General features: G+C 67.8%; 30 protein-coding genes. 24 read left to right on the forward strand and 6 right to left on the reverse strand.

Annotated elements, in window-relative coordinates; translation table 11 throughout:
- Positions 1–2: 2 nt before the first annotated feature.
- The 7 genes from AC4HOU_RS14735 (at position 3) to AC4HOU_RS14765 (ending at position 8,499) form a co-directional block, all read left to right on the forward strand.
- The gene (locus tag AC4HOU_RS14735; RefSeq protein WP_163816874.1) at positions 3–761 is read left to right on the forward strand and encodes a thioesterase II family protein; all 759 of its coding nucleotides are present in this window, start codon (positions 3–5) and stop codon (positions 759–761) included.
- Positions 758–2,080: a beta-ketoacyl [acyl carrier protein] synthase domain-containing protein gene (locus tag AC4HOU_RS14740; protein WP_490724628.1), complete on the forward strand. Its 1,323-nt coding sequence runs from the start codon at positions 758–760 to the stop codon at positions 2,078–2,080. Before AC4HOU_RS14735 ends, AC4HOU_RS14740 begins: the two co-directional genes overlap by 4 nt.
- Positions 2,073–5,132, forward strand: coding sequence for a nocobactin polyketide synthase NbtC (nbtC, locus tag AC4HOU_RS14745; RefSeq protein WP_195006961.1), 3,060 nt, complete (start codon positions 2,073–2,075; stop codon positions 5,130–5,132). The genes AC4HOU_RS14740 and nbtC overlap by 8 nt, the downstream gene beginning before the upstream one ends.
- A gap of 538 nt (positions 5,133–5,670) precedes the next feature.
- On the forward strand, positions 5,671–6,633 hold the full coding sequence (locus AC4HOU_RS14750; protein ID WP_194989698.1) for an ATP-binding cassette domain-containing protein: 963 nt from the start codon (positions 5,671–5,673) through the stop codon (positions 6,631–6,633).
- Entirely contained in the window at positions 6,630–6,917 is a 288-nt protein-coding gene (locus tag AC4HOU_RS14755) for a hypothetical protein (RefSeq protein ID WP_194989699.1), read from the forward strand. The genes AC4HOU_RS14750 and AC4HOU_RS14755 overlap by 4 nt, the downstream gene beginning before the upstream one ends.
- The gene (locus AC4HOU_RS14760; RefSeq protein ID WP_228806022.1) at positions 6,914–7,738 is read left to right on the forward strand and encodes an ABC transporter permease; all 825 of its coding nucleotides are present in this window, start codon (positions 6,914–6,916) and stop codon (positions 7,736–7,738) included. The genes AC4HOU_RS14755 and AC4HOU_RS14760 overlap by 4 nt, the downstream gene beginning before the upstream one ends.
- On the forward strand, positions 7,735–8,499 hold the full coding sequence (locus AC4HOU_RS14765; RefSeq protein ID WP_163816883.1) for an ABC transporter permease: 765 nt from the start codon (positions 7,735–7,737) through the stop codon (positions 8,497–8,499). The genes AC4HOU_RS14760 and AC4HOU_RS14765 overlap by 4 nt, the downstream gene beginning before the upstream one ends.
- Before the next feature lie 5 nt (positions 8,500–8,504).
- Here the strand turns inward: AC4HOU_RS14765 and AC4HOU_RS14770 are convergent, their stop codons facing one another.
- Both AC4HOU_RS14770 and AC4HOU_RS14775 read right to left on the reverse strand, forming a co-directional pair.
- The gene (locus AC4HOU_RS14770; protein ID WP_228806024.1) at positions 8,505–8,885 is read right to left on the reverse strand and encodes a cupin domain-containing protein; all 381 of its coding nucleotides are present in this window, start codon (positions 8,883–8,885) and stop codon (positions 8,505–8,507) included.
- Positions 8,886–8,896: 11 nt separating this feature from the next.
- The gene (locus tag AC4HOU_RS14775) at positions 8,897–10,324 is read right to left on the reverse strand and encodes an MFS transporter (protein ID WP_280499711.1); all 1,428 of its coding nucleotides are present in this window, start codon (positions 10,322–10,324) and stop codon (positions 8,897–8,899) included.
- Between the two features lie 68 nt (positions 10,325–10,392).
- Here AC4HOU_RS14775 and AC4HOU_RS14780 point away from each other — a divergent pair, with 68 nt between their 5' ends.
- A complete protein-coding gene (locus AC4HOU_RS14780; protein WP_195006962.1) occupies positions 10,393–11,064 on the forward strand; it encodes a TetR/AcrR family transcriptional regulator in 672 nt (223 codons plus the stop codon).
- 149 nt (positions 11,065–11,213) lie between these two features.
- Here the strand turns inward: AC4HOU_RS14780 and AC4HOU_RS14785 are convergent, their stop codons facing one another.
- Both AC4HOU_RS14785 and AC4HOU_RS14790 read right to left on the reverse strand, forming a co-directional pair.
- Positions 11,214–13,256, reverse strand: coding sequence for a M13 family metallopeptidase (locus tag AC4HOU_RS14785; protein WP_280499709.1), 2,043 nt, complete (start codon positions 13,254–13,256; stop codon positions 11,214–11,216).
- 162 nt (positions 13,257–13,418) lie between these two features.
- Entirely contained in the window at positions 13,419–15,011 is a 1,593-nt protein-coding gene (locus AC4HOU_RS14790; protein ID WP_195006963.1) for a DHA2 family efflux MFS transporter permease subunit, read from the reverse strand.
- 22 nt (positions 15,012–15,033) lie between these two features.
- Between AC4HOU_RS14790 and AC4HOU_RS14795 the strand changes: the two genes are divergently transcribed.
- From AC4HOU_RS14795 to AC4HOU_RS14815, 5 genes are all read left to right on the forward strand, one after another.
- Complete coding sequence (locus tag AC4HOU_RS14795; protein ID WP_490724629.1) at positions 15,034–15,504, forward strand: GbsR/MarR family transcriptional regulator; 471 nt, start codon at positions 15,034–15,036, stop codon at positions 15,502–15,504.
- 211 nt (positions 15,505–15,715) lie between these two features.
- Complete coding sequence (gene rplN / locus AC4HOU_RS14800) at positions 15,716–16,084, forward strand: 50S ribosomal protein L14 (RefSeq protein WP_033244618.1); 369 nt, start codon at positions 15,716–15,718, stop codon at positions 16,082–16,084.
- A gap of 1 nt (position 16,085) precedes the next feature.
- A complete protein-coding gene (gene rplX, locus AC4HOU_RS14805) occupies positions 16,086–16,403 on the forward strand; it encodes a 50S ribosomal protein L24 (RefSeq protein WP_014349099.1) in 318 nt (105 codons plus the stop codon).
- A 1-nt stretch (position 16,404) separates the two neighbouring features.
- Positions 16,405–16,968 carry a 50S ribosomal protein L5 gene (gene rplE, locus AC4HOU_RS14810; RefSeq protein WP_036533246.1) on the forward strand — a complete coding sequence of 188 codons (564 nt, stop codon included), beginning with the start codon at positions 16,405–16,407 and terminating at the stop codon, positions 16,966–16,968.
- Positions 16,969–16,972: 4 nt separating this feature from the next.
- Entirely contained in the window at positions 16,973–17,158 is a 186-nt protein-coding gene (locus AC4HOU_RS14815; protein ID WP_014349101.1) for a type Z 30S ribosomal protein S14, read from the forward strand.
- A 91-nt stretch (positions 17,159–17,249) separates the two neighbouring features.
- On the opposite strand, the gene AC4HOU_RS14820 is transcribed toward AC4HOU_RS14815, so the two are convergent.
- Entirely contained in the window at positions 17,250–17,513 is a 264-nt protein-coding gene (locus AC4HOU_RS14820) for a hypothetical protein (protein WP_163816894.1), read from the reverse strand.
- A 389-nt stretch (positions 17,514–17,902) separates the two neighbouring features.
- Between AC4HOU_RS14820 and rpsH the strand changes: the two genes are divergently transcribed.
- The 9 genes from rpsH (at position 17,903) to map (ending at position 23,448) form a co-directional block, all read left to right on the forward strand.
- Positions 17,903–18,301, forward strand: a complete 399-nt coding sequence (gene rpsH / locus AC4HOU_RS14825; RefSeq protein ID WP_014349106.1) for a 30S ribosomal protein S8 — start codon at positions 17,903–17,905, stop codon at positions 18,299–18,301.
- A 13-nt stretch (positions 18,302–18,314) separates the two neighbouring features.
- Positions 18,315–18,854, forward strand: a complete 540-nt coding sequence (gene rplF, locus AC4HOU_RS14830; protein WP_036533248.1) for a 50S ribosomal protein L6 — start codon at positions 18,315–18,317, stop codon at positions 18,852–18,854.
- A 2-nt stretch (positions 18,855–18,856) separates the two neighbouring features.
- Positions 18,857–19,264 (forward strand): 50S ribosomal protein L18, encoded by a 408-nt coding sequence (gene rplR, locus AC4HOU_RS14835; RefSeq protein ID WP_036533271.1) that lies wholly within the window; start codon positions 18,857–18,859, stop codon positions 19,262–19,264.
- Between the two features lie 34 nt (positions 19,265–19,298).
- Positions 19,299–19,946 carry a 30S ribosomal protein S5 gene (gene rpsE, locus AC4HOU_RS14840; protein WP_014349109.1) on the forward strand — a complete coding sequence of 216 codons (648 nt, stop codon included), beginning with the start codon at positions 19,299–19,301 and terminating at the stop codon, positions 19,944–19,946.
- Between the two features lie 2 nt (positions 19,947–19,948).
- A complete protein-coding gene (rpmD, locus tag AC4HOU_RS14845) occupies positions 19,949–20,128 on the forward strand; it encodes a 50S ribosomal protein L30 (RefSeq protein ID WP_014349110.1) in 180 nt (59 codons plus the stop codon).
- 1 nt (position 20,129) lies between these two features.
- Positions 20,130–20,573 (forward strand): 50S ribosomal protein L15, encoded by a 444-nt coding sequence (rplO, locus tag AC4HOU_RS14850; protein ID WP_036533250.1) that lies wholly within the window; start codon positions 20,130–20,132, stop codon positions 20,571–20,573.
- A gap of 177 nt (positions 20,574–20,750) precedes the next feature.
- On the forward strand, positions 20,751–22,073 hold the full coding sequence (gene secY / locus AC4HOU_RS14855; RefSeq protein WP_036533252.1) for a preprotein translocase subunit SecY: 1,323 nt from the start codon (positions 20,751–20,753) through the stop codon (positions 22,071–22,073).
- Positions 22,070–22,615 (forward strand): adenylate kinase, encoded by a 546-nt coding sequence (locus tag AC4HOU_RS14860; protein ID WP_163816895.1) that lies wholly within the window; start codon positions 22,070–22,072, stop codon positions 22,613–22,615. The genes secY and AC4HOU_RS14860 overlap by 4 nt, the downstream gene beginning before the upstream one ends.
- A gap of 32 nt (positions 22,616–22,647) precedes the next feature.
- The gene (map, locus tag AC4HOU_RS14865) at positions 22,648–23,448 is read left to right on the forward strand and encodes a type I methionyl aminopeptidase (RefSeq protein ID WP_163816896.1); all 801 of its coding nucleotides are present in this window, start codon (positions 22,648–22,650) and stop codon (positions 23,446–23,448) included.
- Positions 23,449–23,458: 10 nt separating this feature from the next.
- On the opposite strand, the gene dtd is transcribed toward map, so the two are convergent.
- Complete coding sequence (gene dtd / locus AC4HOU_RS14870) at positions 23,459–23,902, reverse strand: D-aminoacyl-tRNA deacylase (protein WP_163816897.1); 444 nt, start codon at positions 23,900–23,902, stop codon at positions 23,459–23,461.
- Between the two features lie 162 nt (positions 23,903–24,064).
- Here dtd and AC4HOU_RS14875 point away from each other — a divergent pair, with 162 nt between their 5' ends.
- Together AC4HOU_RS14875 and AC4HOU_RS14880 are read left to right on the forward strand one after the other, a co-directional pair.
- Entirely contained in the window at positions 24,065–24,382 is a 318-nt protein-coding gene (locus AC4HOU_RS14875) for a hypothetical protein (RefSeq protein ID WP_163816898.1), read from the forward strand.
- Positions 24,383–24,401: 19 nt separating this feature from the next.
- Positions 24,402–24,911, forward strand: a complete 510-nt coding sequence (locus AC4HOU_RS14880; RefSeq protein WP_194989756.1) for a YbaB/EbfC family nucleoid-associated protein — start codon at positions 24,402–24,404, stop codon at positions 24,909–24,911.
- Positions 24,912–24,928 lie beyond the last annotated feature (17 nt).

Consider the following 24,928-nt stretch of genomic DNA (forward strand, 5'->3'; position numbering starts at 1 on the left):
TTATGGCAAACACCCCCGGATGGATCCGCAAATTCCACAAGCCGCGCGTCGCGGACGCCCCACCGCTGCTCATCTGCCCGCACGCGGGCGGCGGCGCCTCGACCTACCGGCCGTTCTCCAAGGCGCTGAGCGCGAACTTCGACGTGGTGCTGTTCCAGTACCCCGGCAGGCAGGACCGGGCCGCCGAAACCCCCAAGGAGACGCTGCCGGAGACGGCCGCCGCCGCCTTCGACGAGTTCTCCCGCTCCACGCTCAACCGCGGTGAACCGATCACCGTATTCGGCCACAGCATGGGCTCGGTGGTCGCGTTCGAATTCACCCGGCTGGCCGAGGCCGCCGGCATCCCGGTGCGCATGCTCGGGGTGTCCGGTGCGGTGGCGCCGTGGATGTGCGCCGATATGCCGCCGCACCCCACCGAGGATGAGCAGCTGCTCGATCACGTTTCCGGGCTGGAGGGCACCGGCGCCGAGGTGATGGGCAACCGGGAGCTGATGCGGATGGCGCTGCCCGCGCTCAAGGCCGATTACGCCGCCTTCGACCGCTACACCTGCGGCAAGGACGTGGTGCTCGACACCAGGATCCACGCGATGGGCGGCAGCGACGACGACTACGTCGGCATGGGCGATCTGTACGCCTGGCAGGAGCACACCAGGCAGCCGCTCGAGGTCACCATGTTCGACGGCGGGCATTTCTACCTGCACAACCAGGTCGCGGGCATTGCCGAAGTGCTGTCCGCCGAACCGGTTTCGGTGTCGCGGTGAGCGCCGTCGAGGATCACATCGTCATCGCCGGGATGGCGGTGGAGGCACCCGGCGGCGTGGACACCCTGGCGCGCTACTGGTCGGCGCTGGCCGACGCCGAAGACTTGATCGGCCCGTTCCCGCGTGATCGCGGCTGGCCGATCACCGAACTGCTGTCCCTGTCCGCGGCGAACGAGGGCTGGAGCCCGGTGCGCGATGCGGGCGGATTCCTCACCGGTGCCGCCGAATTCGATGCCGCCTTCTTCGGGATCTCGCCCCGCGAAGCCGTCGCGATGGACCCGCAGCAGCGGGTCGGCATGCGCGTGGCGTGGCGAGCGCTGGAGAACGCGGGCATCAACCCCGCGAGCCTGGCAGGTGCCGAGGTCGGCGTCTTCATGGGTGCCTCGTTCACCGAGTACGGGCCGCACGCCGCCCAGGTCAACGAGCACACCGGATACCGCGCCACCGGCGCCGCGCTCGGCGCCGTCGCGGGCCGGATCTCGCACGGCCTCGGCCTGGTGGGACCGTCGATGACGGTGGACACCGCCTGCGCGTCGTCGCTGTCGGCGCTGCATCTGGCGGCTGCCGCCATCCGCAACGACGACTGCGAATGGGCGCTCGCCGGCGGGGTCTGCGTGCTCGGCTCGCCTGCGGGTTTCTACGAATTCTCCAAGGCCAACGCGCTGTCGACGGACGGCCAGTGCAAGCCGTACTCGGCCGAAGCCTCCGGCACGCTGTGGGGCGAAGGCGCCGGTGTGGTCGTGGTGGAACGCGAATCGCGAGCCCGCGAACTCGGCCATCGCGTCTACGGCCGGGTCCTCGGCACCGCCGTCAACCACAACGGTAAGGGCGCGCCGATCGCCGTGCCCAGTACCGACGCGCAAGAGCAGTTGATCCGCAAAGCGGTGTCGCGCTCCGGAATTCCCGCCGACGCGGTCGGCTTGGTGGAGGGGCACGGCACCGGCACCGCGGTCGGCGATCCCAAGGAACTCATTGCCCTGCAACGCGTCTACGGCGCCGGCGATCCGGCCGCACCGGGTCCGCTGCTCGGTTCGGTGAAATCGAATCTCGGCCACGCCCAGGCCGCGGCGGGCATGCTCGGCCTGATCAAGGTGCTGCTCGCGGGGCTGCACGGGCAGATCCCGCCGTCGCGGTTCGCCGACAACCCGACCACCGAGGTGGACTGGTCCGCCTCGACCCTGCGCCTTGCCGACAAGTTGCAGGACTGGCAGCCGCGCGACGGCGTGCGGTACGCAGCGGTGTCGTCGTTCGGCGTCGCGGGCACCAATGCGCACGCGGTGCTCGCCATGCCGGTGCCGGAAGAGGAGAACCATGTCTAGCCATCGTCTTCCGGACGGAACCATTCCGGTCCTGCTGTCCTCGGACACCGACGAATCGCTGCGCCGCGAAGCCGCCGCGATCCTCGACTACGTCGACGCCCGGCCCGCGCTCACTCCCGACCAGGTCGCCGCCCAGTTGCTGCGCACCCGTGTCCCGCGCCGGCGCCGGGCACTGGCCATGGTCACCGACCGCGATCAGCTGCTCGCGGCCCTGCGCGCGGTCGCCGCGGGCGAACCGCATCCGGCCGTCGTCACCTCGGGCGCCCCGGCGAGACCGCGCAAGATCGCCTATGTCTTTCCCGGACAGGGCAGTCAACGGCCGGGCATGGGACGGATGTTCTACGAGCATTCGCCGGTGTTCCGCGCCGCGGTGGACGAATGCGAGGCCGTCTTCCAGGAGCTGTTCGGCATCTCGCCGCTGACCTACCTGCTCGACGGCGGCGACGCGGTGGACGAGGTGACCATCGTCCAGCCCGCGCTGTTCATGCAGATGGTCGGCCTGGCCGCGATCTGGCGGGCGGTCGGTGTGGAACCGGCGGCGACGGTCGGGCACAGCCAGGGCGAGATCGCCGCGGCGGTGGTGTCGGGGGTCATCTCGCTGGCCGACGGCGTCCGGGTGGTCACGCTGCGCGCGCAGCTGGTCGAGGAACTGTGCCCGGAGGGCGGCACCGATGGGCAGTACTCGATGGCCGTGCTCGGCGTCGACCGCGACGAATGCGAGGCGCTGATCGCGCGCAGTTCCGCGTGGGCCGAGCTGTCGGTGGTGAACTCCGCCCATGTGCTGGCAATCTCCGGTGAGCGCGAGGCCGTGGTGAACATGGTCCAGACGCTCAACGACGAGGGCACCTTCGCCAAAGAGATCCGGGTGGCCTATCCGGCGCACACCTCCTACGTCAGCAAGTTCCGGTCGGAATTCTGCGACGGCATGGCCGACAAGCTGGATCGTCCGACATTCCAGGAAACCTCGATCGACTGCATCGGCGCCACGCTCGGCGCGCCCATCACCCCCGACCTACCGGTCGGTGACTACTGGTTCTGGAACCTGCGCAATCGGGTGCGGTTCGACCTGGCCATCATCGACGCCGCCGAACGCGGAATCGACACCTTCATCGAGATCGCCGACCATCCCGCGCTGATGATCGCCATCATGGAGAACCTGAGCCAGGTGCCCGGCGACCGCGAGTTCCAGCCCATCGGCACCTCCCGCCGTTCGGCCGAGGATCTCGCCGAGTTCACCCGGAACCTGGCCGCCATCGCGGTCGGTGATCTCGACTTCGACTGGGACGGGCTGCGTACCGCGGGCACGAACGAGCGCCCGCCGTTGCCGCTGCTGGATTTCCCGAACACCGAGATGAACTCCAAGCCCATGTGGGCGCCGTTCGACTACCCCGAACCGGAGACCGAACCCGCGGCGGTCCCCACCCGGCTGGTGGAGCAGTGGGTACGGCTGGAAAAGCGCACGCTGGTGCCGCCGCGCACACTCACCCTGATCGACCCGACCGGACGCTGCGGCGAGCTGGCCGAGGCGGTACGGGCGGGCGCGGCCCGGCAGGGCGCCAAGATCGTCGACGCGCCGGCGGCCTTCGACACCGCCGTGGTGCTGCTGCCGCCACCGTCCGACGGCACCACCGAGTCCGCTGTCGCCGAGCTGGCCGCCTTCGCCGACCTGAGCTGGTTGCCCGAACTCGACGGGGTGGCCGACATCTGGCTGGTCACCCGCGGCGGTGAAGCCGTGACCGGCGACGAGCAGCCCGATCTGTTCCAGGCCGCTGCGCAGGCCGGATTCCGTTGCCTGGCACCCGAACACCTCGGTGTGCGGTTCCGGCACGTCGATCTGGCGCCCGGTGCGGACGCCGCGGCCTCGGCCAAGGCGCTGCTCGGCGCGGTGCACACGGCGGGCGAACCCGAACTCGCTATCCGCGAGGGCGGTGTCTACGGCAAACGGCTCACCGTCGACGAGGCCACGGCGCTCGATCCCGGCACGCCGCGCGAGATCGTGATCGCCGGCGGCACCGGCAAACTCGGCCTCGATATCTGCGAACGCTTCGCCCGCGCCGGTGCCGGGCGCATCACGCTGATCAGCCGGTCCGGCGGCAATGCCGACGCCCGCGCGCGCATCGCCGAACTGCGTGCACTCGGCGGCACCGACATCGTGGTCCGCACCGGTGACGTCACCGACGCCGACTCGGTGCGGGCGCTGGCCGCCGAGCACGGTGGCGCACCGGTGGACCTGCTGGTGCACGCCACCGTCGACTACGGCGCCGCCGCAGCCGAACTCACCCCCGAGACCGTGCGCGCGGCCGCCGCCGCCAAGCTCGGCGCCCTCGACAACCTGGTGCGCGCACTGCCACTGGCCGAGGACGGCCGGGTGCTGCTGTGCTCCTCGCTCTCGGCCACCATCGGCGGGCGCGGGCATCTGCTCTACGCCGCCGTCAACCGGATGCTCGACGCCGCCGCGGCCCGGCTGCGCGCCGAGGGCATCGCCTGCTCGTCGGTGCAGTGGGGCCTGTGGCGTGAAGTCGGCGCCGATCAGGCCGATGCGCTGGCACAGATCAGCGGCACCGGGCTGTACCCGATGGACGTCGACGCGTCGATCGCGGCGGGATTCACCGAAGCAGCCGCGAACGCGCTCGTGGTGGCCGCGGATTGGGGCCGGGTCGCGACGCTGTTCGAGGTGTTCGGGTTCGGGCCGCTGTTCGATCAGGTGCGGGAGCTGGCGCCGCCGGTGCTGCCCGAGGCGCGGAAAACCGCCCGCCCTGCGGCAGAACCGGCCGTCGAAACCCGGGTCGCCGTGGCCGAGCCGGCACCCGAAGCAGCGCCGGCGAGTGGTGGCGACACCGCCGAACGCGTGCGGTTCGCGCTGCGGTCGGTAATGGGCATGGACGCCACCGAAACCATCGACGGCTCAACGCCATTGGTCGCGCTCGGGCTCGACTCGCTTCAGGCCCTCGACCTGCGCAAGCGCATCGAATCGGATCTGCAGCGCGACGTACCCGTCACCGCGATTCTCGGCGGCGCATCCTTGGACGAGGTGGTATCGCTGCTCGGCTGAGCGGCGCGGAATGAGTAACAAGCGATGAGGAATGGGAGTCCGCTGACCGAAGGTCAGAGGCGGCGACCGGACCACCGTTCGGCCCGGCACAGCCGCCGGAAACCGCGCAACGGCGAGTCGTGACGCACGGGCGACGTAGCGGCGGCCGGCCCACCGCGCCGGCGCGCTACGGCTGGTTCGCCGCGGCCGGCGCGCTACGGCAGGTTTGCCGCGGCCGGCGCGCTACGGCTGGTTTGCCGCGGCCGGCGCGCTACGGCTGGTTCGCCGCGGCCAGCGCACCACGACCGGCGCACCACGACCGGTTCGACACGGCCGGTTCGCCGATATGGCCGAACTGAACAAGTGCATGCGCGCGGTTCGGCGGCGGCGATCGGGCTGCGCGGTGGGACGACGAGGAATCTGCCGCGATGGTGCGGCCGGCGCCATGAGTCCAAGAGCAACGTCGACATGGCCCGGATGACCCGCTCGCGCTGCAGGTTCGCAGGGCATGAGCACCAGAGAGCAACGCAGGGGAGTGAACTCCAGAATGGAGCGGCAAGTGTCAGGATCGGATGCGGCGATCGTCGTCGACGGCGTCGAGAAGTCCTTCGGCGAGGTGAAAGCCTTGCGCGGCATCAGCTTCGGTGTGCCGGCGGGCAGTGTGCTCGGCGTGCTCGGGCCCAATGGTGCCGGGAAGACCACGACGGTCTCCGTGCTGTCGACCCTGGTCAAACCCGACGCCGGTCGGGCGAGCGTGGCCGGGTTCGATGTGGTCTCCCAGGCCGAGCGGGTGCGTGAGTCGATCATGCTCACCGGCCAGTACGCCGCGCTGGACGAGATGCTCACCGGCCGGGAGAACCTGGTGCTGTTCGGCCGGTTGATGGGCCTGCGCCGCAAGGCGGCCCGGCAGCGCGCCGACGAACTGCTGGAACGCTTCACTCTCACCGAGGCGGCCGACCGCCGGGTCGGGCAGTACTCGGGCGGCATGCGCCGTCGCATCGACATCGCCTGCGGCCTGGTGCGATCCCCGCGCGTGGTGTTCCTGGACGAGCCGACCACCGGCCTCGACCCGGTCAGCAGGCAGAACCTGTGGACGCTGGTGCGCGAGTTGAAGCAGCAGGGCGTCACCATCCTGCTCACCACCCAGTACCTCGAAGAGGCCGACGCCCTCAGCGACAACATCATCGTCGTCGACAAGGGCACGGTGATCGCCGAAGGCACCGCCGACGAACTCAAGGCGCGTTCGGGCTCGAGCTACTGCGAGGTCGTCCCGGTCGACGCAGGCGATGTGCCCGCCGTAGTCGCCGCTCTCAGCGAGCTGGGCGCCTGCACCGTCGCCGAATCCGCCGACCGGGTGTCGCTGCCCGCCCCGGACGGTGCCGTGACGCTGTCGGAGGCGCTGAACCGGATCACCGCCGCGAATATCGAACTCATCGATATCGCGCTGCGCCGCCCGTCGCTGGACGAGGTGTTCATCCAGTTGACCAAGCCGGCCGATGCCGTCGTCGAGGTCTCGGCATGATCGCGGGACAGATAGCGCCGGAATCGCGGGTGCCTGAGGTGGACCGCGCCGCCGGCTGTGGTGGCCACCGCGTGATCGGGATCAGCGCGGCTTCAGTGACGCCGGGGGTCGCAGCGGTCGTCCACGCCCGTAGCGGTGTGCATCACGCCCGGCCCCGGCCGGCGACGAAGGCCGAGTCCATCAGCCTGGTGCCGAACGCTGGCTCGAATGCACTCCTCCGGGAACTGAAATTGCGTGGCCGCACAGCCGGGGCGAACGAGCAGCGTGTGGAGGTGGCGGCATGAGCCAGGGCATCGCCGAGCACGCGCCGATCGGGGCCGCGGCGCCGGGTGTGCGCGACGAGGTTGCGGCGCTGCGAGTTCCACCGGGCCTGCAATGGAGCGCGTTGAGCGAGCGCGGCATCCGCGCCGCCATCCGTGAGGGCGATCTGATCCTCGGGTTCGCCTCGCCGCTGGTTTTCTTCGTCTGCTTCTATGTGCCGCTGCGCAAGTCGATGGAAGCCGTCGGCATCGATTACGCGCAGTACCTGCTGCCGTTGATCGTGGTGCAGTCGATGTTCTTCACCTCGATGTTCGCCGGCGACCGGGCCGCGCGTGAGGTCGCGGGCGGGATGGGGACTCGATTGCGGGCCATGCCGGTGCGGGCGTGGGTGCCGCCGTCGGCGCGGATGTCGGCGAATCTGGTGCGCGCGCTGTCGGCGCTGATCGGTGCGCTGGTGATCGGCACGATCTTCGGATTCCGGTTCCATGGTGTGGGACCGGCAGTGGTGTTCGTGGCGGTCGCGCTGGCATTCGGCGCGGCACTGGTGGTGGCCGCCGATGCGCTCGGCACCTTCACCGCCAATCCCGAACTCGGCGCGACGGTGCTGTTCGCGCCGCAACTGCTGCTGGTGATGATGTCCACCGGTTTCGTTCCGGCCGAGGGGTTCCCCGGCTGGATCCAGCCGTTCGTCCGCAATCAGCCGGTCTCCCAGGTCACCGATGCGCTGCGCGGGCTGGCCGACGGCCGGTTCACCTCCGAGTTGACAGTGGCGAGCATCTGGATCGCGGGCATGCTGGTGTTCGCCGCGGTCGTGTCGGTGTGGGTGGAAAGGAAGCGCCGGTGAACGCGCTGATCGATCAGAGCCTGGTGGAGACCGGGCGGCTGCTGCGCCGCTGGAGCCGTCAGCAGGAGGTGCTGACCAGCACGCTGGTGCTGCCGATCCTGTTGCTGCTCATGTACAAACTGGTGCTCGGCAAAACCCTCGGCGCGGTGGGCGGGGTGGAACCGATCTACGGTTTCGTGCCGATGATCGCCGTCGCCGGCGCCATGTACGGCGCGATGGGCACCGGCATGTCGCTGTTCGGGGAGCGCGAAAGCGGGCTGCTGCGCCGCTTCTGGGTGCTGCCGGTGCATCGCGGCGCCGGACTCATCGGCCGCCTGCTCGCCGAATGCGTGCGCGCCCTCGCCGCCACCGTCGTGGTGATCGCGGTCGGCCTGCTGCTCGGCCTGCGCTTCCAGAACGGCTGGACCGGAGTGTTCGGCGTACTCGCGGTGCCGGTGATCGTGATCGCCGGGTTCACCCCGCTGGTCGTCATGGTCGGCGTCAGCCGCATCGGCGGCCAGGTCACCCAGATCTTCGCCATCGTCGTGCTCGTCGGCATGTTCTTCAACTCCGGCTTCGTCGCCGTGCAGAACTACCCCGGCTGGCTCCAGCCCATCGTCGCGGGCCAGCCCATGAGCTGCGCCATCGAAGCCATGCGCGGCTTCCTCCTCGGCGGCCCGATAGCCACCCCGCTACTACAGACCATCGCCTGGTCGGCCGGCCTGATCGTCGTCTTCGGCGGCCTCGCGGTGCGTGGGTACCGCAAGGCCGCCGAGAGCTGAGCCGATTACCCGGCAACGCGCTCCAGCTTGCTGCCCGCGCGGATGCCGATCGACATGATGTCGCTCGGTTCGTCCAACGTCAGCCGGTGCCATCGACCCCTGGGGACGATGGTGGCAGTGCCCGCGGTGAGGTGGACGGTGGTTTCGGGTTCGCCGTCACGTTCCGGGCGCAGGTACAGGTGCAGCGAGCCGGAGAGGCAGCAGACCGCTTCCTCGGAGTCGGGGTGCATCTCCCAGTGGTCGGCGTGCAGGTCGGCGTCGGTCTCGACGTGGAAGACGCCGAGGTGCCAGCCGTCCGAGCCGCCGGCCATCCGGCGTTCGCCTTCGCTGACCTTGCCGTCGGGCTGGAAATACAGGGCACGGGCGAACAGATCGATGGGGGTCATGGGGATTCCTTTCATCGGGTAGCCGGCGCGAGTTCGTCGCCGGAATCGGTGGCCGAGGCGCTGCTTTCGGCCGGGAGCAGGAGGGCGGCCACCGCGGCGGCCACGAGGAACAGCAGCGCGGCGGCGCCGAGGGCGAAGGCGTAGCCGCTGTTGAGAGCAGTCGGATCGGACACGTCGGAGGTGCGGCTCGCGGCGAGCGTCGCCAGTGCGGCGACGCCCACGCTGCCGCCGAGCTGCCGAGAGCTGTTGAACACCCCCGACGCCATGCCCGCCTCGCGTCCGGTGACGCCGATCGTCGCCGCGGTGGCCACCGGCGCCAGGCACAGGCCCATCCCGAAGCCCGAGACCACCGACGGCCCGAGCACATCGGCGACCACGCTGCCGTCGGGGCTGATCTGCGCGAACCAGAGGAACCCGAGCGCGGTGACCAGCCCGCCGAGAACGAGCCAGAACCGTGGCGACCGGCCGGATCGGGTCACCAGCACCGTGCCCACGATGACGGTCACCGAGAACGGCACGAACGCGATCCCCGTGACGCCCGCGCTCAGGCCCAGCACCTGCTGCATGTACAGCGACATCAGATAGAACGTCGCGAATTGCCCTGCCGCGGCGAGGAATACGAAGACATTCGCACCGGCCACCCAGCGGTTGCCGAACAGGTCCAGCCGTACCAGCGGTGCCGCTGCGCGACGCTCGACCAGCAGGAACCCGGCGAACAGCACCGCACCCGCCGCGAGGGTGAGCCCGGTGACGGGGGACAGCCAGCCGTAATGCTCGGTGCGCACCACACCGACGACCAGCACACCGATGCCCGCGGTCGCCGTAACAGCCCCGAGGTAATCCAGCGGTTCGCGATCAGCCCGACGCGCGTCCGGGGTGACCCCCGCCGCCACGGCCACCAGCGCCACCACCACGATCGGCACATTGATCAACATCACCCACCGCCAATCGGCGTACTCGGTGAGCAATCCGCCGAACAGCACGCCGCTCGCCCCGCCCGCCGCATTGACCGCGCTCCACACTCCGAGTGCCCGCAGCCTGGCGCGACCTTCCGGGAACGTGGTGGTGAGGGTGGCGAGCGCGGCAGGCGCCACCGCCGCTGCCGCGATGCCCTGCACCGCCCGCGCGGCCACCAACTGCCACGGCTCCTGCGCGAGTCCGCCTGCCGCCGAGGCCAGACCGAACACGATCAACCCGCCGGAGAAGATCCGCCGCCGCCCGAACAGATCGCAGGACTTGCCGCCGAGCAGCAGGAACCCGCCGAAGGTGAGCGCGTAGATATGCACCACCCACGACAGATCCAGCGGCGCGAACCCGAGATCGGTGCGGATCGAGGGCAGCGCGACATTCATCACCGCCATGTCAAGGGCGACCATGAACTGTGCGACCGCGACCGCGGTCAAGGCGGCGCCGGGCCGCCCACGTCTGTTTTTATACACGTATAAAAACTAACCGCAGCCGACGATGCTGTCCACACCTACGCCTGTGGATAGGCCAGGATGGGGGCATGCCGAAGCCGTCGTCACCCCCCGCTCGCACCGGCCGTCCGCCGAGAATCTCCAGGCAGGACATCGTCACGGCCGCCACCGCGATCATCGATACCGACGGCGTCGAGAAGCTCACCATGCGCAGGCTCGCCACCGAACTCGGCTGCACCGCCATGGCGCTCTACCACCACGTGCGCGATAAGGAAGAGCTGCTGCGGCTGCTGCTCAACGACTACGCCGACCGGGTGCAATGGCCGCCACTACCCGACGATCCCCGCGAGCGCATCATCGTGGCCGCGACCGCCATGCGAGATGTGCTCGCCGCGCGGCCGTGGATCGTCGAGATCCTCGCCGCCGACGACCTGCTCGGCGTCTCCGCACTCTGGGTGGCCGAAAGCATCGTCGCCGGCGCCATGGACTGCGGTTTGTCCGCGGATGAGGCGGTGCACGCCTACCGCGCGATCTGGCACTACACCGCAGGCGAGATCATCATCCGCACCCGCTCGGCCGCCCGAGCTGCCGAAGACCGCCCGACCTACCGGGAACAGATCTTCACCGATCTCGACCCGCGGGCGTTACCGCGCTTGGCCGAGCTCGGCCCGCGTTTCCTGGTGGCGGCGGCCGAGGACACCTATGCGCAGGGTCTGGATGCCCTGGTCAACGGGCTGCTGCCGGATCGGCGCACGCGCTGAATCCGCCGGGTCCGTGCATCGCGGCGCGGGTGTGGTGGCGGCGATGCCGCACACGGCGCGACTGATGCGACCACTGCCGCAGTCGTGTCGCGCCTGATCGGAGACGTCCGCGCCCCATGCGCGGAGGCGCGGACGTCGAGCCCGAGCACTCACAGGGTGACGCGCTGCTCCTTCGGCAGGAACAGCTTGTCGCCCTCCTTCACCCCGAACGTCGTGTAGAACTCCTCGATATTGCGCACCACCTGATTGGCGCGGAACTCGTTGGGGGAGTGGGTATCGGTGGCCAGCAGCCGCTCGGTGACCTCACGGGTCTGCTTGTCGCGCCAGCCGCGCGCCCAGGACAAGAACATCGTGTGATAGTCGGGATCGTCCACGCCACGGCGCTTTTCGGCGATCCGGTACGCGGCCAGCGCGATCAGCAGCCCGCGCAGGTCGGCCAGGTTCTCGCCGACGGTGAGTTCGCCGTTGACGTGCTGTTCCGGATCGAGACCCTCGGGGACGAGCACGTTGTACTGCTCGATCAGCTGCTGGGTCTTGGCGTCGAAGGCGGCGCGGTCGGCCTCGGTCCACCAATCGCGGCGGTTGCCGTCACCGTCGAACTTCGAGCCCTGATCGTCGAAGCCGTGGCCGATCTCGTGGCCGATGGTCGCACCGACCGCGCCGTAGTTCACCGCGGCTTCGGCATCCTTGTCGAAGAACGGCGGCTGCAAATACGCGGCCGGGAAAGCGATCTCATTGGTGGCGGCCATGTAGTAGGCGTTCACCGTCTGCGGCGACATCGCCCATTCGGAATCGTCGACCTTGGTGCCCAGCCGGTCGAAGGAACGCTTGACCTCGAAATCGTTGACGGCGCGCAGGGATTCGATGAGCTTGCCGCGGGTGATCGTCAGCCCCGAGTAATCGACCCACTTGTCCGGATAGCCGATCTTGGTGTTGATCTTGTCCAGCTTCTCGATCGAGGCCTTCCTGGTCTCCGGCGACATCCACGAGGAGTTGGTGAAGTTCTCCCGGTAGGCGGCGAACAAATCGTCGACCATCTCCATGGCGCGCTCTTTGGCCTCGGGCGGGAAATGCTTGTCCACATACAGTTTTCCGAGCTGTTCGCCCAGATTCGAATCCACCGTGCCGACCGCGGATTTCCACAGCTCGGGCCGCTGCTGCAACCCGGCCATCAGCCGTCCGTTGAAATCGAAATTGGCGTCGGCGAACGCCTTGGGCAGGAACCGCGCGTACTGCCGCAGCAGGGTGAGCTTCAGATAATCGCGCCACATCGCGATATCGGTCTCGGCCCAGATCTTGCCCGCCTCGGTGACGAACGACGGCTGATTCACCACGATCTCGGCGAACAGGTCCTTGTCGCGCTCGGTGGTCGCGTCCAGCCACGGGTCCCAGTCGAACTGCGGCGCCAGCGCTTTGGTGGCATCCCAGCTCATCCGGTTGTAGGTGGCGTCGGTGTCGCGATTGCGCACATTGTCCCAGTGCGCGGCCGCGATCCGGGTCTCCAGATCGAGGTTGCGCTGCGCCAGCCCCGCCGGATCGGGCAGGCCAGCGGCGGCGGCAAGGCGCTCGTTGAAAGTCCGGTAACCGGCCAGCTGCTCGGCGTACTCGGGCTTGCGGTAGTACTGCTCGCTCAGCCCGATACCGGACTGGCCGATCGACGGGATATAGGCCTCGGAATTCTTCCGGTCGATACTGACGCCCAGCCCGATCAGGCCGCCGATCGGCAGCGCGCCCATCACTCCGGCCAGCTCCGCCTTCGTCTTCGCCCCATCGATCTCGGCGAACATCGGCTCGAGCGGAGTGAGCCCCAGTTGCTCGATCTCGTCGAGGTTCATCCTCGCGTCGTACAGATCCCGGATCTGCTGCGCCTCCGAACCCGGCTCCGGATCGGAAATGGACTCGATGATCTCGCGCAACTGCTGTTCGGTGCGATCATTGGCCTCACTGATCGCGCCGTAGGCGACCTTGTCCGGCGGCAGCTGGTACTCGCGCAGCCACTTACCGTTGACGTGCCGGTACAGATCGTCCTGCGGCCGGATCGCCGGATCGGAACCGGTCATATCGACCTGCTTCAACGGCTGTGCGGCCTCGTCGTCCGAACACGACGCCAGCAGCGCCGCCGCAGGCACCACCCCGAGAGCGACCAAGAACGCGCGGCGGTCCAACAGGAACGGACGACCCGACGATGTCACAAAGCTTCCTCTCCCCGATCACAGACGCTGAGCCGGTACGCATGGTGCACTGACGTACCGGCCCGAACGAGGCTACCGGCGCATCGGCATCGGGTCGATCGCTGGCGTCCGCCGGAAATGCCTGCGGCCCGCGCTCCTACCGAACGCGGGCCGCCGCCGAGGTCACATGAGGCTTGCCGGATCCACCGCCTTCGCCCGCTGCGGCAGGAAGGTGAGCGCCACCACCGCGCCGAAGATGCCGATGACGGTGCACAGCCACAGCATCGACGAGATGCTGTCGATGAACGCGCCGGTTACCGAAGCGGCCAGCTCCGCTGAACCGGTTTGGTGCGCCACGGCCATGCCGTTGGCGGCGCTGGCTTGTACGGTTTCCGCGGCTGCCGCGGGCAGATCACCGGTGTCGACCGAGTTGCGGTACACGGCGTTGACGATGGTGCCGAGCAAGGCGATGCCGACGGTGCCGCCCACCTGACGCATGGCCTGGATCAGCGAGGAACCCGAGCCGGCTCGGTCCGGATCCAGTTCGCCGATTGCGGCGTTCATCGCCGACGGCATGCCGAATCCGGCACCGACGCCGGCGATCGTGATCCAGGTGGCGACGTAGCCGTACCCCGATTCGGCATCGGTCATCGCTCCCATGCCGAGTCCAGCGGCCAGGATCAGGAACCCGATCGTGACCGTGACTCGGGTGCCCGCCGCGGAATCGACCGGGGTGGCGAACTTGGCCCCGATCACCATGCCGCCGATGAACGGCAGCAGCTTCAGGCCGGTTCCGAGCGCATCGGCGCCCTGAATGGCCTGGAAGTACTGCGGCATCGTGAACAACAGGCCGAACATCGCGAACACCGCGATGGTGATGAGCATGGTTCCCCAGAAGAACGAGCGCGAGCGCAGCAGTGCCAGATCCACCAGCGGGGTCGGCCGCCCGAGTTTGCCGAACCGGCCCTCCACCACGCCGAACACACACAGCAGCACCGCGGCCGCGACCATGAACACCACGGCCAAGGCATCGCCCCAGCCACGTTCACCGGCCAGGGTCACGCCGTACACCAAAGCCGCGAGCGCGGCCGAGGAGACGACGATGCCCGCGTAGTCGATCGACGGTCGCACCGAGCTCCGCGACTCCGGAATCAGCACGAGCACGGCCGCTACGGCCACGACGGCGACCGGGACATTGATCCAGAAGATCGACGACCATGAGAAATGGTCCAGCAGAAGGCCTCCGACGATCGGGCCGAGCGGCAACCCGATGCTGTTGGAGACGACGAAGAAGTTGATCGCCTTCTTGCGTTCGGCCTCATCCGGGAACAGCACCGCGATCAGCGACATCACCACGGGCACGAGCAGCGCCGCACCGATGCCGAGGAAAGCGCGCGCCACGATCAACTGATTCGCGCTGTTCGCCAGTGCGCACACCACAGAGCCCGCGCCGAACAGCAGCAGGGCGATCGCCAGCACTGCCTTCCGGCCGAAGCGATCGCCGAGCAGTCCGGCGGGCAGCAGGAGCACCGCGAGCACGAGGTTGTAGGAGTTCGCGATCCATTGCAGTTGTTCGGTCGATGCGCCCAGATCGACCGACAACGTCGGCAGCGCGACATTGAGCACGGTCGTATCCAGGCCGACCACCAGAACAGCAAGGCAGAGGGCGGCGAGCACGCCGAAGCGGCGGCCACCCGACAGGCCGGGCGCGCCGCTGTGACCGGTTGACGGGGAATCGAGGAGGTGGGGCGGTGCCGGTACCGCGCCGGCTGCCATGGCAGCGCCGACACCGATTTCCGTGGACTCCGAACGCGAGCGGGCCTTCGTCGAGCGGCTCGGTGGAGCGATGGCCGGAGCCGGGGTGCCTCCGATGGCCGCACGTGTGCTCGCGCGCATGCTGATCAGCGAATCCGGGGTGATGACCTCCGCCGAGCTCGCCGACGCGCTCGAGGCCAGTCAGCCCTCGATATCCGGTGCGGTCCGATTCCTCACCCAGATCGGGTTCATCACCCGCGAACGCGTTCCGCGCACCCGCAAAGACCGCTACCGCATCCGCGACGACGTCTGGGAAACCGTGCTGACCTTGCGCAACGACTCGGTCGACGGATGGAAGGCCGCCCTGGAAGAAGGGGTCGAAGTCGCAGGCCCGGATACCGAGGCGGGTCAGCGCATGGCCGAGGCGGTGGAACTCTTCGAATTCATCCAAGAAGACATGCGGCAGATGTTGCAACGCTGGCGTGAGCACAAGCAGCGGCGCCGTTCGGGCTGACCGCCCCCGATTTGGGGCCGACCTGGGCAAACCCTTACACTAGACCGGTTGCCTGCGGCAGCTGTGCCCGCAATCCGGCCGTGAACCCCCAGTGGTCGGTCCGTCAGGATCGAACAAAACCGCTGGCAGGCGCGCGTTCGGGTGGCAACGCGACCATGCCCGTCGGGTCGGAAATCCGGCGTGCTTTTACGTCCAGGTCAAGGAGGCTGAAGTGATTCAGCAGGAGTCGCGACTGCGCGTCGCCGACAACACGGGAGCGAAGGAAATCCTTTGCATCCGCGTTCTCGGTGGTTCGTCGCGTCGCTATGCCGGTATCGGCGATGTCATCGTCGCCACCGTGAAGGACGCCATCCCCGGCGGCAACGTCAAGCGGGGTGACGTCGTCAAGGCCGTCGTCGTGCGCACCACCAAGGAGCGCCGTCGTCCGGATGGTTCCTACATCCGTTTCGACGAGAACGCCGCCGTGCTCATCAAGCCGGACAACGATCCGCGCGGCACCCGCATCTTCGGCCCGGTCGGCCGCGAGCTGCGTGACAAGAAGTTCATGAAGATCGTCTCGCTGGCCCCGGAGGTGCTCTGACATGAAGGTGCACAAGGGCGACACCGTGCTCGTCATCTCGGGTAAGGACAAGGGCGCCAAGGGCAAGGTCATCCAGGCCTACCCGGCGACCAACAAGGTCCTCGTCGAGGGCGTGAACCGGATCAAGAAGCACGTCGCGAACTCCGCCAACCAGCGCGGCGCCTCCTCGGGCGGCATCGTGACCCAGGAAGCCCCGATCCACGTGTCCAACGTGATGGTCGTCGACTCCGATGGCAAGCCGACCCGCGTCGGCTACCGGACCGACGAAGAGACCGGCAAGCGGGTTCGGATCTCCCGTAACAACGGGAAGGACATCTGACATGACCACGACTGAAAACGTGCAGCCTCGGCTGAAGCAGCGCTACCGCGAGGAAATCAAGGACGCGCTGAACAAGGAATTCAACTACGCCAACGTGATGCAGATCCCGGGCGTGGTGAAGGTCGTCGTGAACATGGGTGTCGGTGACGCCGCGCGCGACGCCAAGCTCATCAACGGCGCCGTCAACGACCTGGCCCTGATCACCGGCCAGAAGCCGGAGATCCGCAAGGCCACCAAGTCCATCGCGCAGTTCAAGCTGCGTGAGGGCATGCCGATCGGCGCCAAGGTCACCCTGCGCGGCGACCGGATGTGGGAGTTCCTGGACCGCCTGGTCTCCATCGCGCTGCCGCGTATCCGCGACTTCCGTGGTCTGTCGCCGAAGCAGTTCGACGGCAACGGCAACTACACCTTCGGTCTGAGCGAGCAGTCGATGTTCCACGAGATCGATGTGGACTCCATCGACCGTCCGCGCGGTATGGACATCACCGTCGTGACCACTGCGACCAACAACGAAGAAGGCCGTGCCCTGCTCAAGCACCTCGGCTTCCCGTTCAAGGAGAACTGAGCACATGGCTAAGAAAGCTCTGGTCAACAAGGCCAACCGCAAGCCGAAGTTCGCCGTCCGGGCCTACACCCGCTGCCAGCGCTGCGGCCGCCCGCACGCGGTCTACCGCAAGTTCGGCCTGTGCCGCGTGTGCCTGCGCGAAATGGCGCACCGCGGCGAGCTGCCCGGCGTGCACAAGAGCTCCTGGTGAGCTCGCGCTGAGCGCAATCGGCTAGGCGAGAACTGAACGAGGGCACGGACTCCGGTGGAGTCCGTGCCCTCGTCGCGTTATCCGGTACCGGTCACCAGGGCAGGCAGCCGGCCATCTTCAGCCGAGTGGCCAGACCCGAGCCGATGGTGGTGCTCGACCCCTGGCCGGTCGTCAGCGCGAGCAGCAGATCGACACCGAGCCCGGCGCCGATGGAGCAGCCGAGCAGATTGATGTCGACGGTGATCCGCTCCTCGGGCGCACCGGGCAGCGGTTCGTCGGCATGTGCCGGGCTCGCCACTGCCACGGTTGCCGCCGCGAGTGCCGCCGCGACGATGCCCGCTTTGATCGATCGCACCTGATCCTCCTCATATGCGCATGCGCGCTGTGATGCCGGTTTCGGAAAAGTAAGTGCGGTGGTCGATCACACCCGACCCGCGCACTACCCACTTGTTGACCGGCGGGTGCGGGCGGAAACGTGATCTCTGTGCGGGCACGGACCCGGCCCGGGCCGCGGGTAGACCCCGATTTGGTCCTGACCAGGCCCCCATCTACACTAGAGCGGTTGCCTGGGCACCTCTGTGCCCGCATGCGGTCTGCGTGTGGGTGGCCCGGGCGATGCGAACTCATCCGGTCGGCAAGGGTCGACCGGACCAGCCGAATTGCTGTAGGCCCACGATCTGTGCCCTGAAAAGGGGTGCGGGTGCTGTATGGGAACCGCAGCGAGAAAGGTGTCGAGGTCGAACTATGACCATGACTGATCCGATCGCAGACTTCCTGACACGTCTGCGCAACGCCAACTCGGCGTACCACGATCAGGTGAAGGCTCCGCACTCCAAGCTCAAGGCGAACATCGCCGAGATCCTGAAGCGCGAGGGTTACATCGCCGATTACCGCACCGAAGACGCCGCCGTTGGCAAAAACCTCGTCGTCGATCTGAAGTACGGCCCCAGCCGTGAGCGCAGCCTGCAGGGCCTGCGCCGCGTCTCGAAGCCGGGTCTGCGTGTGTACGCGAAGTCCACCAACCTGCCCAAGGTCCTCGGCGGCCTCGGTGTGGCGATCATCTCCACGTCCACCGGCCTCCTGACCGACCGTCAGGCAGCCAAAGCCGGCGTGGGCGGCGAAGTCCTCGCCTACGTCTGGTAAGGGAGGTAGAGACATGTCGCGTATTGGTAAGCAGCCCATCGCCATCCCCTCCGGCGTCGAAGTCACCATCAACGGCCAGGATGTCGCGGTGAAGGGCCCGAAGGGCCAGCTGTCGCTGACGGTGTCCGAGCCGATCACCGTCACCAAGGGTGACGACGGTCAGCTCCAGGTCGCCCGTCCCGACGACGAGCGCCGCAGCCGTGCCCTGCACGGCCTGACCCGCACCCTGGTCGCCAACATGATCGAAGGCGTCACCAAGGGCTACGAGAAGAAGCTCGAGATCGCAGGCGTCGGTTACCGCGTCGCGCTCAAGGGCCAGAACCTCGAATTCGCCCTCGGCTTCAGCCACCCGGTCGTTGCCGAGCCGCCGCAGGGCATCACCTTCGCGGTGGAATCGCCCACCAAGTTCTCGGTGGCCGGTATCGATAAGCAGCTGGTCGGCGAGGTCGCCGCCAACATCCGCAAGTACCGGAAGCCGGAGCCCTACAAGGGCAAGGGCATCCGCTACGCCGGCGAGAACGTTCGCCGCAAGGTCGGAAAGACGGGTAAGTGATCATGGCGCAAACCGAGAATCAGAAGGCCAAGCGCATTCCGCTGGGCAAGGATGCTTCCACCCGGCGTCGGCTGTCGAAGACCCGTCGCCACTTCCGCCTGCGCAAGAAGGTCGCCGGCACCACCGAGCGTCCGCGTCTGGTCGTGCACCGCTCCTCGCGGCACCTGCACGCCCAGCTGGTCGACGACTCGCTCGGCAAGACCATCGCCGCGGCCTCCAGCATCGAGGCCGATGTGCGCGCGATCGACGGCGACAAGACCGCCAAGGGCAAGAAGGTCGGCGAGCTGATCGCCGAGCGCGCCAAGGCTGCCGGTGTCGAGGCCGTCGTGTTCGACCGTGGTGGTCACGATTACCACGGCCGCATCGCCGCGCTGGCCGATGCCGCTCGCGAAGGTGGGTTGAAGTTCTGATGATGATCAAGATTGCGAACGGAAGGAACGTCTGATGCCGGGACGTCAGAGGCGTGACGGCGGAAACGGACCCGCCGGACAGAACGGAAGCGCCCCCGAGGGCGGCCGCGACAACCGCCGTGGTGGCGACCGTCGCGGTGGCGGTGACCGTCGCGACCAGGCCGCCGAGAAGAACCAGCTCGAGCGCGTCGTCGCGATCAACCGCGTGTCGAAGGTCGTGAAGGGTGGTCGTCGCTTCAGCTTCACCGCCCTGGTCATCGTCGGTGACGGCAACGGCCTGGTCGGTGTCGGTTACGGCAAGGCCAAGGAAGTTCCCGCGGCCATCCAGAAGGGTGTCGAGGAAGCGCGCAAGGGCTTCTTCCGCGTCCCGATGATCGGCTCCACCATCACCCACCCGGTGCAGGGCGAGGCGGCGGCCGGTGTGGTCATGCTGCGTCCGGCTTCCCCGGGTACCGGTGTGATCGCCGGTGGCGCCGCGCGCGCCGTGCTGGAGTGCGCGGGCATCCACGACATCCTGGCCAAGTCGCTCGGTAGCGACAACGCGATCAACGTCGTGCACGCGACCGTTGCCGCGCTCAAGCAGCTGCAGCGTCCCGAAGAGGTCGCGGCCCGTCGTGGTCTGCCGCTCGAGGACGTCGCTCCCGCGGGCATGCTGCGTGCCCGTGCCGGACAAGGAGTCTGACCATGGCAGATCTCAAGGTGACCCAGATCAAGAGTTCGATCGGCGCCAAGCAGAATCAGCGGGACAGCCTGCGCACCCTCGGTCTGCGGGGCATCCGCAAGTCGGTGGTCCGTGAGGACAACGCCCAGAACCGTGGGCTGATCAACGTCGTGCGCCACCTCGTAACAGTTGAGGAGGTCTGACATGACCATCAAGTTGCATCACCTGCGTCCTGCCCCCGGCGCCAAGACCGAGAAGACCCGTGTGGGTCGCGGTGAGGGCTCCAAGGGTAAGACCGCGGGCCGCGGTACCAAGGGCACCAAGGCTCGTAAGAACGTCCCGGCCGCCTTCGAGGGCGGGCAGATGCCGATCCACATGCGGCTGCCCAAGCTCAAGGGCTTCACCAACCCGTTCCGGACCGAATACCAGGTCGTGAACGTCGGCGCGATCGCCGAGCTGTTCCCGCAGGGTGGCCAGATCGGCAAGGACGAGCTCGTCGCTGCCGGTGCGGTCCGCAAGAACCAGTTGGTCAAGGTCCTCGGCGAGGGAGAGATCTCCGTCGCGGTCCAGATCAGCGCGGACAAGTTCTCCGGCTCCGCCAAGGAGAAGATCACCGCGGCCGGTGGCACCGTCACCGAGCTGGGCTGACGTTAGGAATTCCACAGCGGCACCGGACGAGTGAGAACTCGTCCGGTGCCACTGTTAGAGTTCAAGTGTTGTCTGCCAAGACTCGTCATGGGGTCGGCGTTGAGGGACCGGGGTTTCTGATTCCGGACCACCGCTGAAAGTTCCATGGCATGACCATGTCGTTCGCCAGGAGGATCTGTGCTTTCCGCCTTCGTATCGGCCTTCCGGACTCCGGACTTACGGCGGAAGATTCTCTTCACGCTGGGGTTGGTCGCGCTGTACCGTGCCGGTGCCGCGTTGCCGTCGCCCGGTGTCGATTATCGGGCGGTCCAGGAGTGCGTCGACCTGGTCTCCGGCGGTGAGAACGCCGGTATCTACCAGCTGATCAACCTGTTCTCCGGTGGTGCGCTGCTGCAGTTGTCGGTCTTCGCGATCGGCATCATGCCCTACATCACCGCGAGCATCATCATCCAGCTGCTGACGGTCGTCATCCCGCGGTTCGAGGAACTGCGCAAGGAAGGCCAGGCCGGCCAGACCAAGATGACGCAGTACACGCGTTATCTGTCCATCGCGCTGGCCGTGCTCCAGGCCACCGGTCTGGTGGCGCTCGCGGCCCGCGGTCAGCTGCTGCAGGGCTGCCAGCAGGACATCCTCGCCGACACCAGCATCTTCGGCATGATCATCATCGTGCTGGTCATGACGGCCGGTGCGGCGCTGGTCATGTGGTTCGGCGAGCAGATCACCGAGCGCGGTATCGGCAACGGCATGTCGCTGCTGATCTTCGCCGGTATCGCCGCCCGCATCCCGACCGAGGGCAAGGCCATCCTGGACAGCCGCGGTGGCCTGGTGTTCGGCCTGGTGTGTGTGGCCGCGTTCGCGATCATCGTCGCGGTGATCTTCGTCGAGCAGGGTCAGCGCCGGATTCCGGTGCAGTACGCCAAGCGTGTGGTCGGCCGCAAGATGTACGGCGGCTCGTCGACCTACCTGCCGTTGAAGGTGAACCAGGCCGGCGTGATCCCGGTGATCTTCGCGTCCTCGCTGCTGTATCTGCCGAATCTGATCGCGCAGCTGACGGGCTCGCAGAACAATCCGGATCCCAGCTGGTGGCAGGAGATCATCCAGAAGTATCTGGTGAATCCGAGCAACCCGGTCTACATCGCGATCTACTTCGGCATGATCGTGTTCTTCACCTACTTCTATGTCGCGATCACCTTCAATCCGGAGGAACGCGCCGACGAGATGAAGAAGTTCGGTGGCTTCATTCCGGGCTACCGGCCCGGTAAGCCGACCGCCGATCATCTCAGTTTCGTGCTGAGTCGCATCACCCTCCCCGGCTCGATCTACCTCGGCGCGGTAGCCGTTCTGCCGAACCTGTTCCTCGACATCGGTAATACCGGTGGCGTGCAGAACCTGCCGTTCGGCGGCACGGCCGTGCTGATCATGGTGAGCGTCGGTTTGGACACCGTGAAGCAGATCGAAAGCCAACTGATGAATCGAAATTACGAAGGGTTCCTCAAGTGAGAGTTGTACTGCTCGGACCGCCGGGTGCAGGCAAGGGCACGCAAGCCGTTCTGCTGTCGGAAAAGCTCGGTGTGCCACACATCTCCACGGGGGACCTGTTCCGCGCGAACATCAGCCAGCAGACTCCGCTGGGTCGCGAGGCGCAGAAGTACATCGATGCCGGCGATCTGGTGCCGAGCGATGTGACCAACCGGATGGTCGAGGCCCGCGTGGCCGAGCCCGACGCTGTCAACGGTTTCGTGCTCGACGGTTACCCGCGCACGGTCGACCAGGCCGACGCCCTGGAGAAGATCCTCGGCGATATGGACAAGAAGCTGGACGCGGTGCTCTGCTTCGTCGTGCCGGAGGAAGTGCTCAAGGAGCGCATGCTGGCGCGCGGTCGCGGCGACGACAACGAGCAGATCATCGACAACCGGCTGCGGGTGTACCGCTCGGAGACCGAGCCGCTGCTCGAGCACTACGACGGCCTGGTCGTCACCGTCGACGGTGTCGGCGAGGTCGACGAGGTCAACGCCCGGGCGCTGCGCGCGCTGGGACACTGATCATCCACTCGACGATGGAGCACTGAGGCGCCATGGTTTTCGGCCGCAAGCGCAAGAAAGTGGTGCCGTTCCGCACGGCGGGCGAAGTGGACGCGATGGCGGCCGCGGGAGCGATCGTCGGTCGCGCCCTGGTCGCCGTGCGCGCCGCGGCGGTGCCGGGCGCCTCGACGCTCGATCTCGATCAGGTGGCCGAGCAGGTCATCCGTGACGCCGGCGCGGTGCCGTCGTTCAAGGGCTACCAGGGTTTCCCCGCCTCGATCTGCGCCTCGGTCAACGACCGGGTGGTGCACGGCATCCCCTCGGCCGAGGAGATCCTGGTCGAGGGCGATCTGGTGTCCATCGACTGCGGCGCCATCCTCGACGGCTGGCACGGCGATTCGGCCTGGACCTTCGGCGTCGGCGAACTCTCCGAGGACGACCGGCTGCTGAGCGAGGCCACCCGCCTGTCGATGGAGGCCGGTATCGAGGCGATGCTGCCCGACAACCGCCTCTCCGACGTCTCGCACGCCATCGAGCTGGGCACCCGCGCCGCCGAGAAGGCGCACGGGCGCAGCTACGGCATCGTCGACGGCTACGGCGGCCACGCCATCGGCCGCGAGATGCACATGGAGCCGTTCCTGCCGAACGAGGGCGAGCCGGGCAAGGGCCCGCTGCTGGTGGTGGGTTCGGTGCTGGCCATCGAACCGATGCTGACGCTCGGCACCAGCGAAACCGATGTGCTCGACGACGACTGGACCGTTGTCACCTCCGACGGTTCCCGCGCCGCGCACTGGGAACACACCGTCGCCGTCACCGAAGACGGGCCCCGCATTCTCACCCCGCGCCCGGAGTAATCGGGCAGCCTCAACCCTCCAGCAGGATCGTGACCGGCCCGTCGTTGATCAGTTCGATGTGCATGTGCGCGCCGAAACGTCCCGTGGCGACGGTGGCGCCGAGAGCCCGCAGGGCATCGGCGAAATGATCGACCAGCGGTTCGGCGACCGGACCTGGCGCTGCCGCCGACCAGGACGGGCGACGGCCCTTCCTGGTGTCGGCGTAGAGGGTGAACTGGCTGACCACCAGGATCGGCGCGTCCAGATCGGCGGCGCTGCGTTCGCCGTCGAGCACGCGTAACCGCCACAGCTTGTCCGCCAGCGCGGCAGCGGTGGTCTCGGTGTCGTCGTGAGTGACGCCGACCAGCGCCACCAGGCCGTGCGGCGCGCCGTGCCCGGCGGGGTCGATGCTGCCGACCACCTCACCGTCGACGCTGACCCGCGCAGATGTCACTCGTTGCAGCAGTACTCGCACGCGGGCCATCATGGCAGGTCTGTCCGCGCCGCGCGGTACCCGCGTGCCACTCCGGCGCCACCTGCGATTCAACTCGGCGCTACTCGGGATTCGCGATCGGCTGTCACAGTCGCAGACGAGCTGACGGAGTGCGGGCGACCGCGCGGGTGGTGAGGAGCGAGCATGGGCGCCGACAAGGTCAAGGCCGATCCGGACGATTTCCAGAAGGCCGCCGAGAAGACCGGTGCGGTTCGCGACAAGGTGCAGGGCATCCTCAACACACTGGAGGCGTCCATCAGCTCCTACGGAACACCTTGGGGCAACGACAAACTCGGCGCTTCGTTCACCGATGGCGAGCAGGGCTACTTCGCGGCCCGCGAAAGCCTCACCGGCAACCTGGAGAATGTGGCCAACTCGTTCAACAACTTCCGCAGCGGCCAGGCCCAGACCGTGGTCGCGTTGCGAAAGATGGAGCGGGCCAACGAGGGCACCTTCGAGTGATCGAAGGCCTCTGATACCTATGGCGAACGAACGCGCGAAGGCGGAGCTGGCCGGCCTGATCGAAGAAGTCGGGCAACAGTTCCGGGAGATCGCACGCATCCAGGATGAACGCGCGCAGCTCACTGCCAGCGCCACCGTGCGGCGCAAACGAGTCACGGTCACCGTGAATGCCGACGGTGTCGTCATCGAGACGAAGTTCGGTCCCAACATCGAGGACCTGAGCTACTCCGAGATCGCCGCCGCGGTCACCGAAGCCGCGCAGAAGGCGAATGCCGAGGTGCTGCGCAAGGGTCAGCAGCTGATGAGCCCGCTCGACGACCGGCGAGCCCGGCTGCCGAAACTGTCGGACCTGATCGAAGGCATGCCGGACCTCACCGGCAACCTGCCGGCACCGCGGCGGGCGTCGACGGCTGCGCCCGCCGCCCGCGGTCGTGACTCGATCGAGGACGGCAGTGCCGCACCGGAATTCGCCGATGCCGAGGTGCCGAAGCCGGACGGCGACGACGGCGTCACCGATTCCGGCTGGTGAGCTGACCCAGGCTCGCG

The organism is Nocardia sp. JCM 38205 (assembly GCF_058222935.1).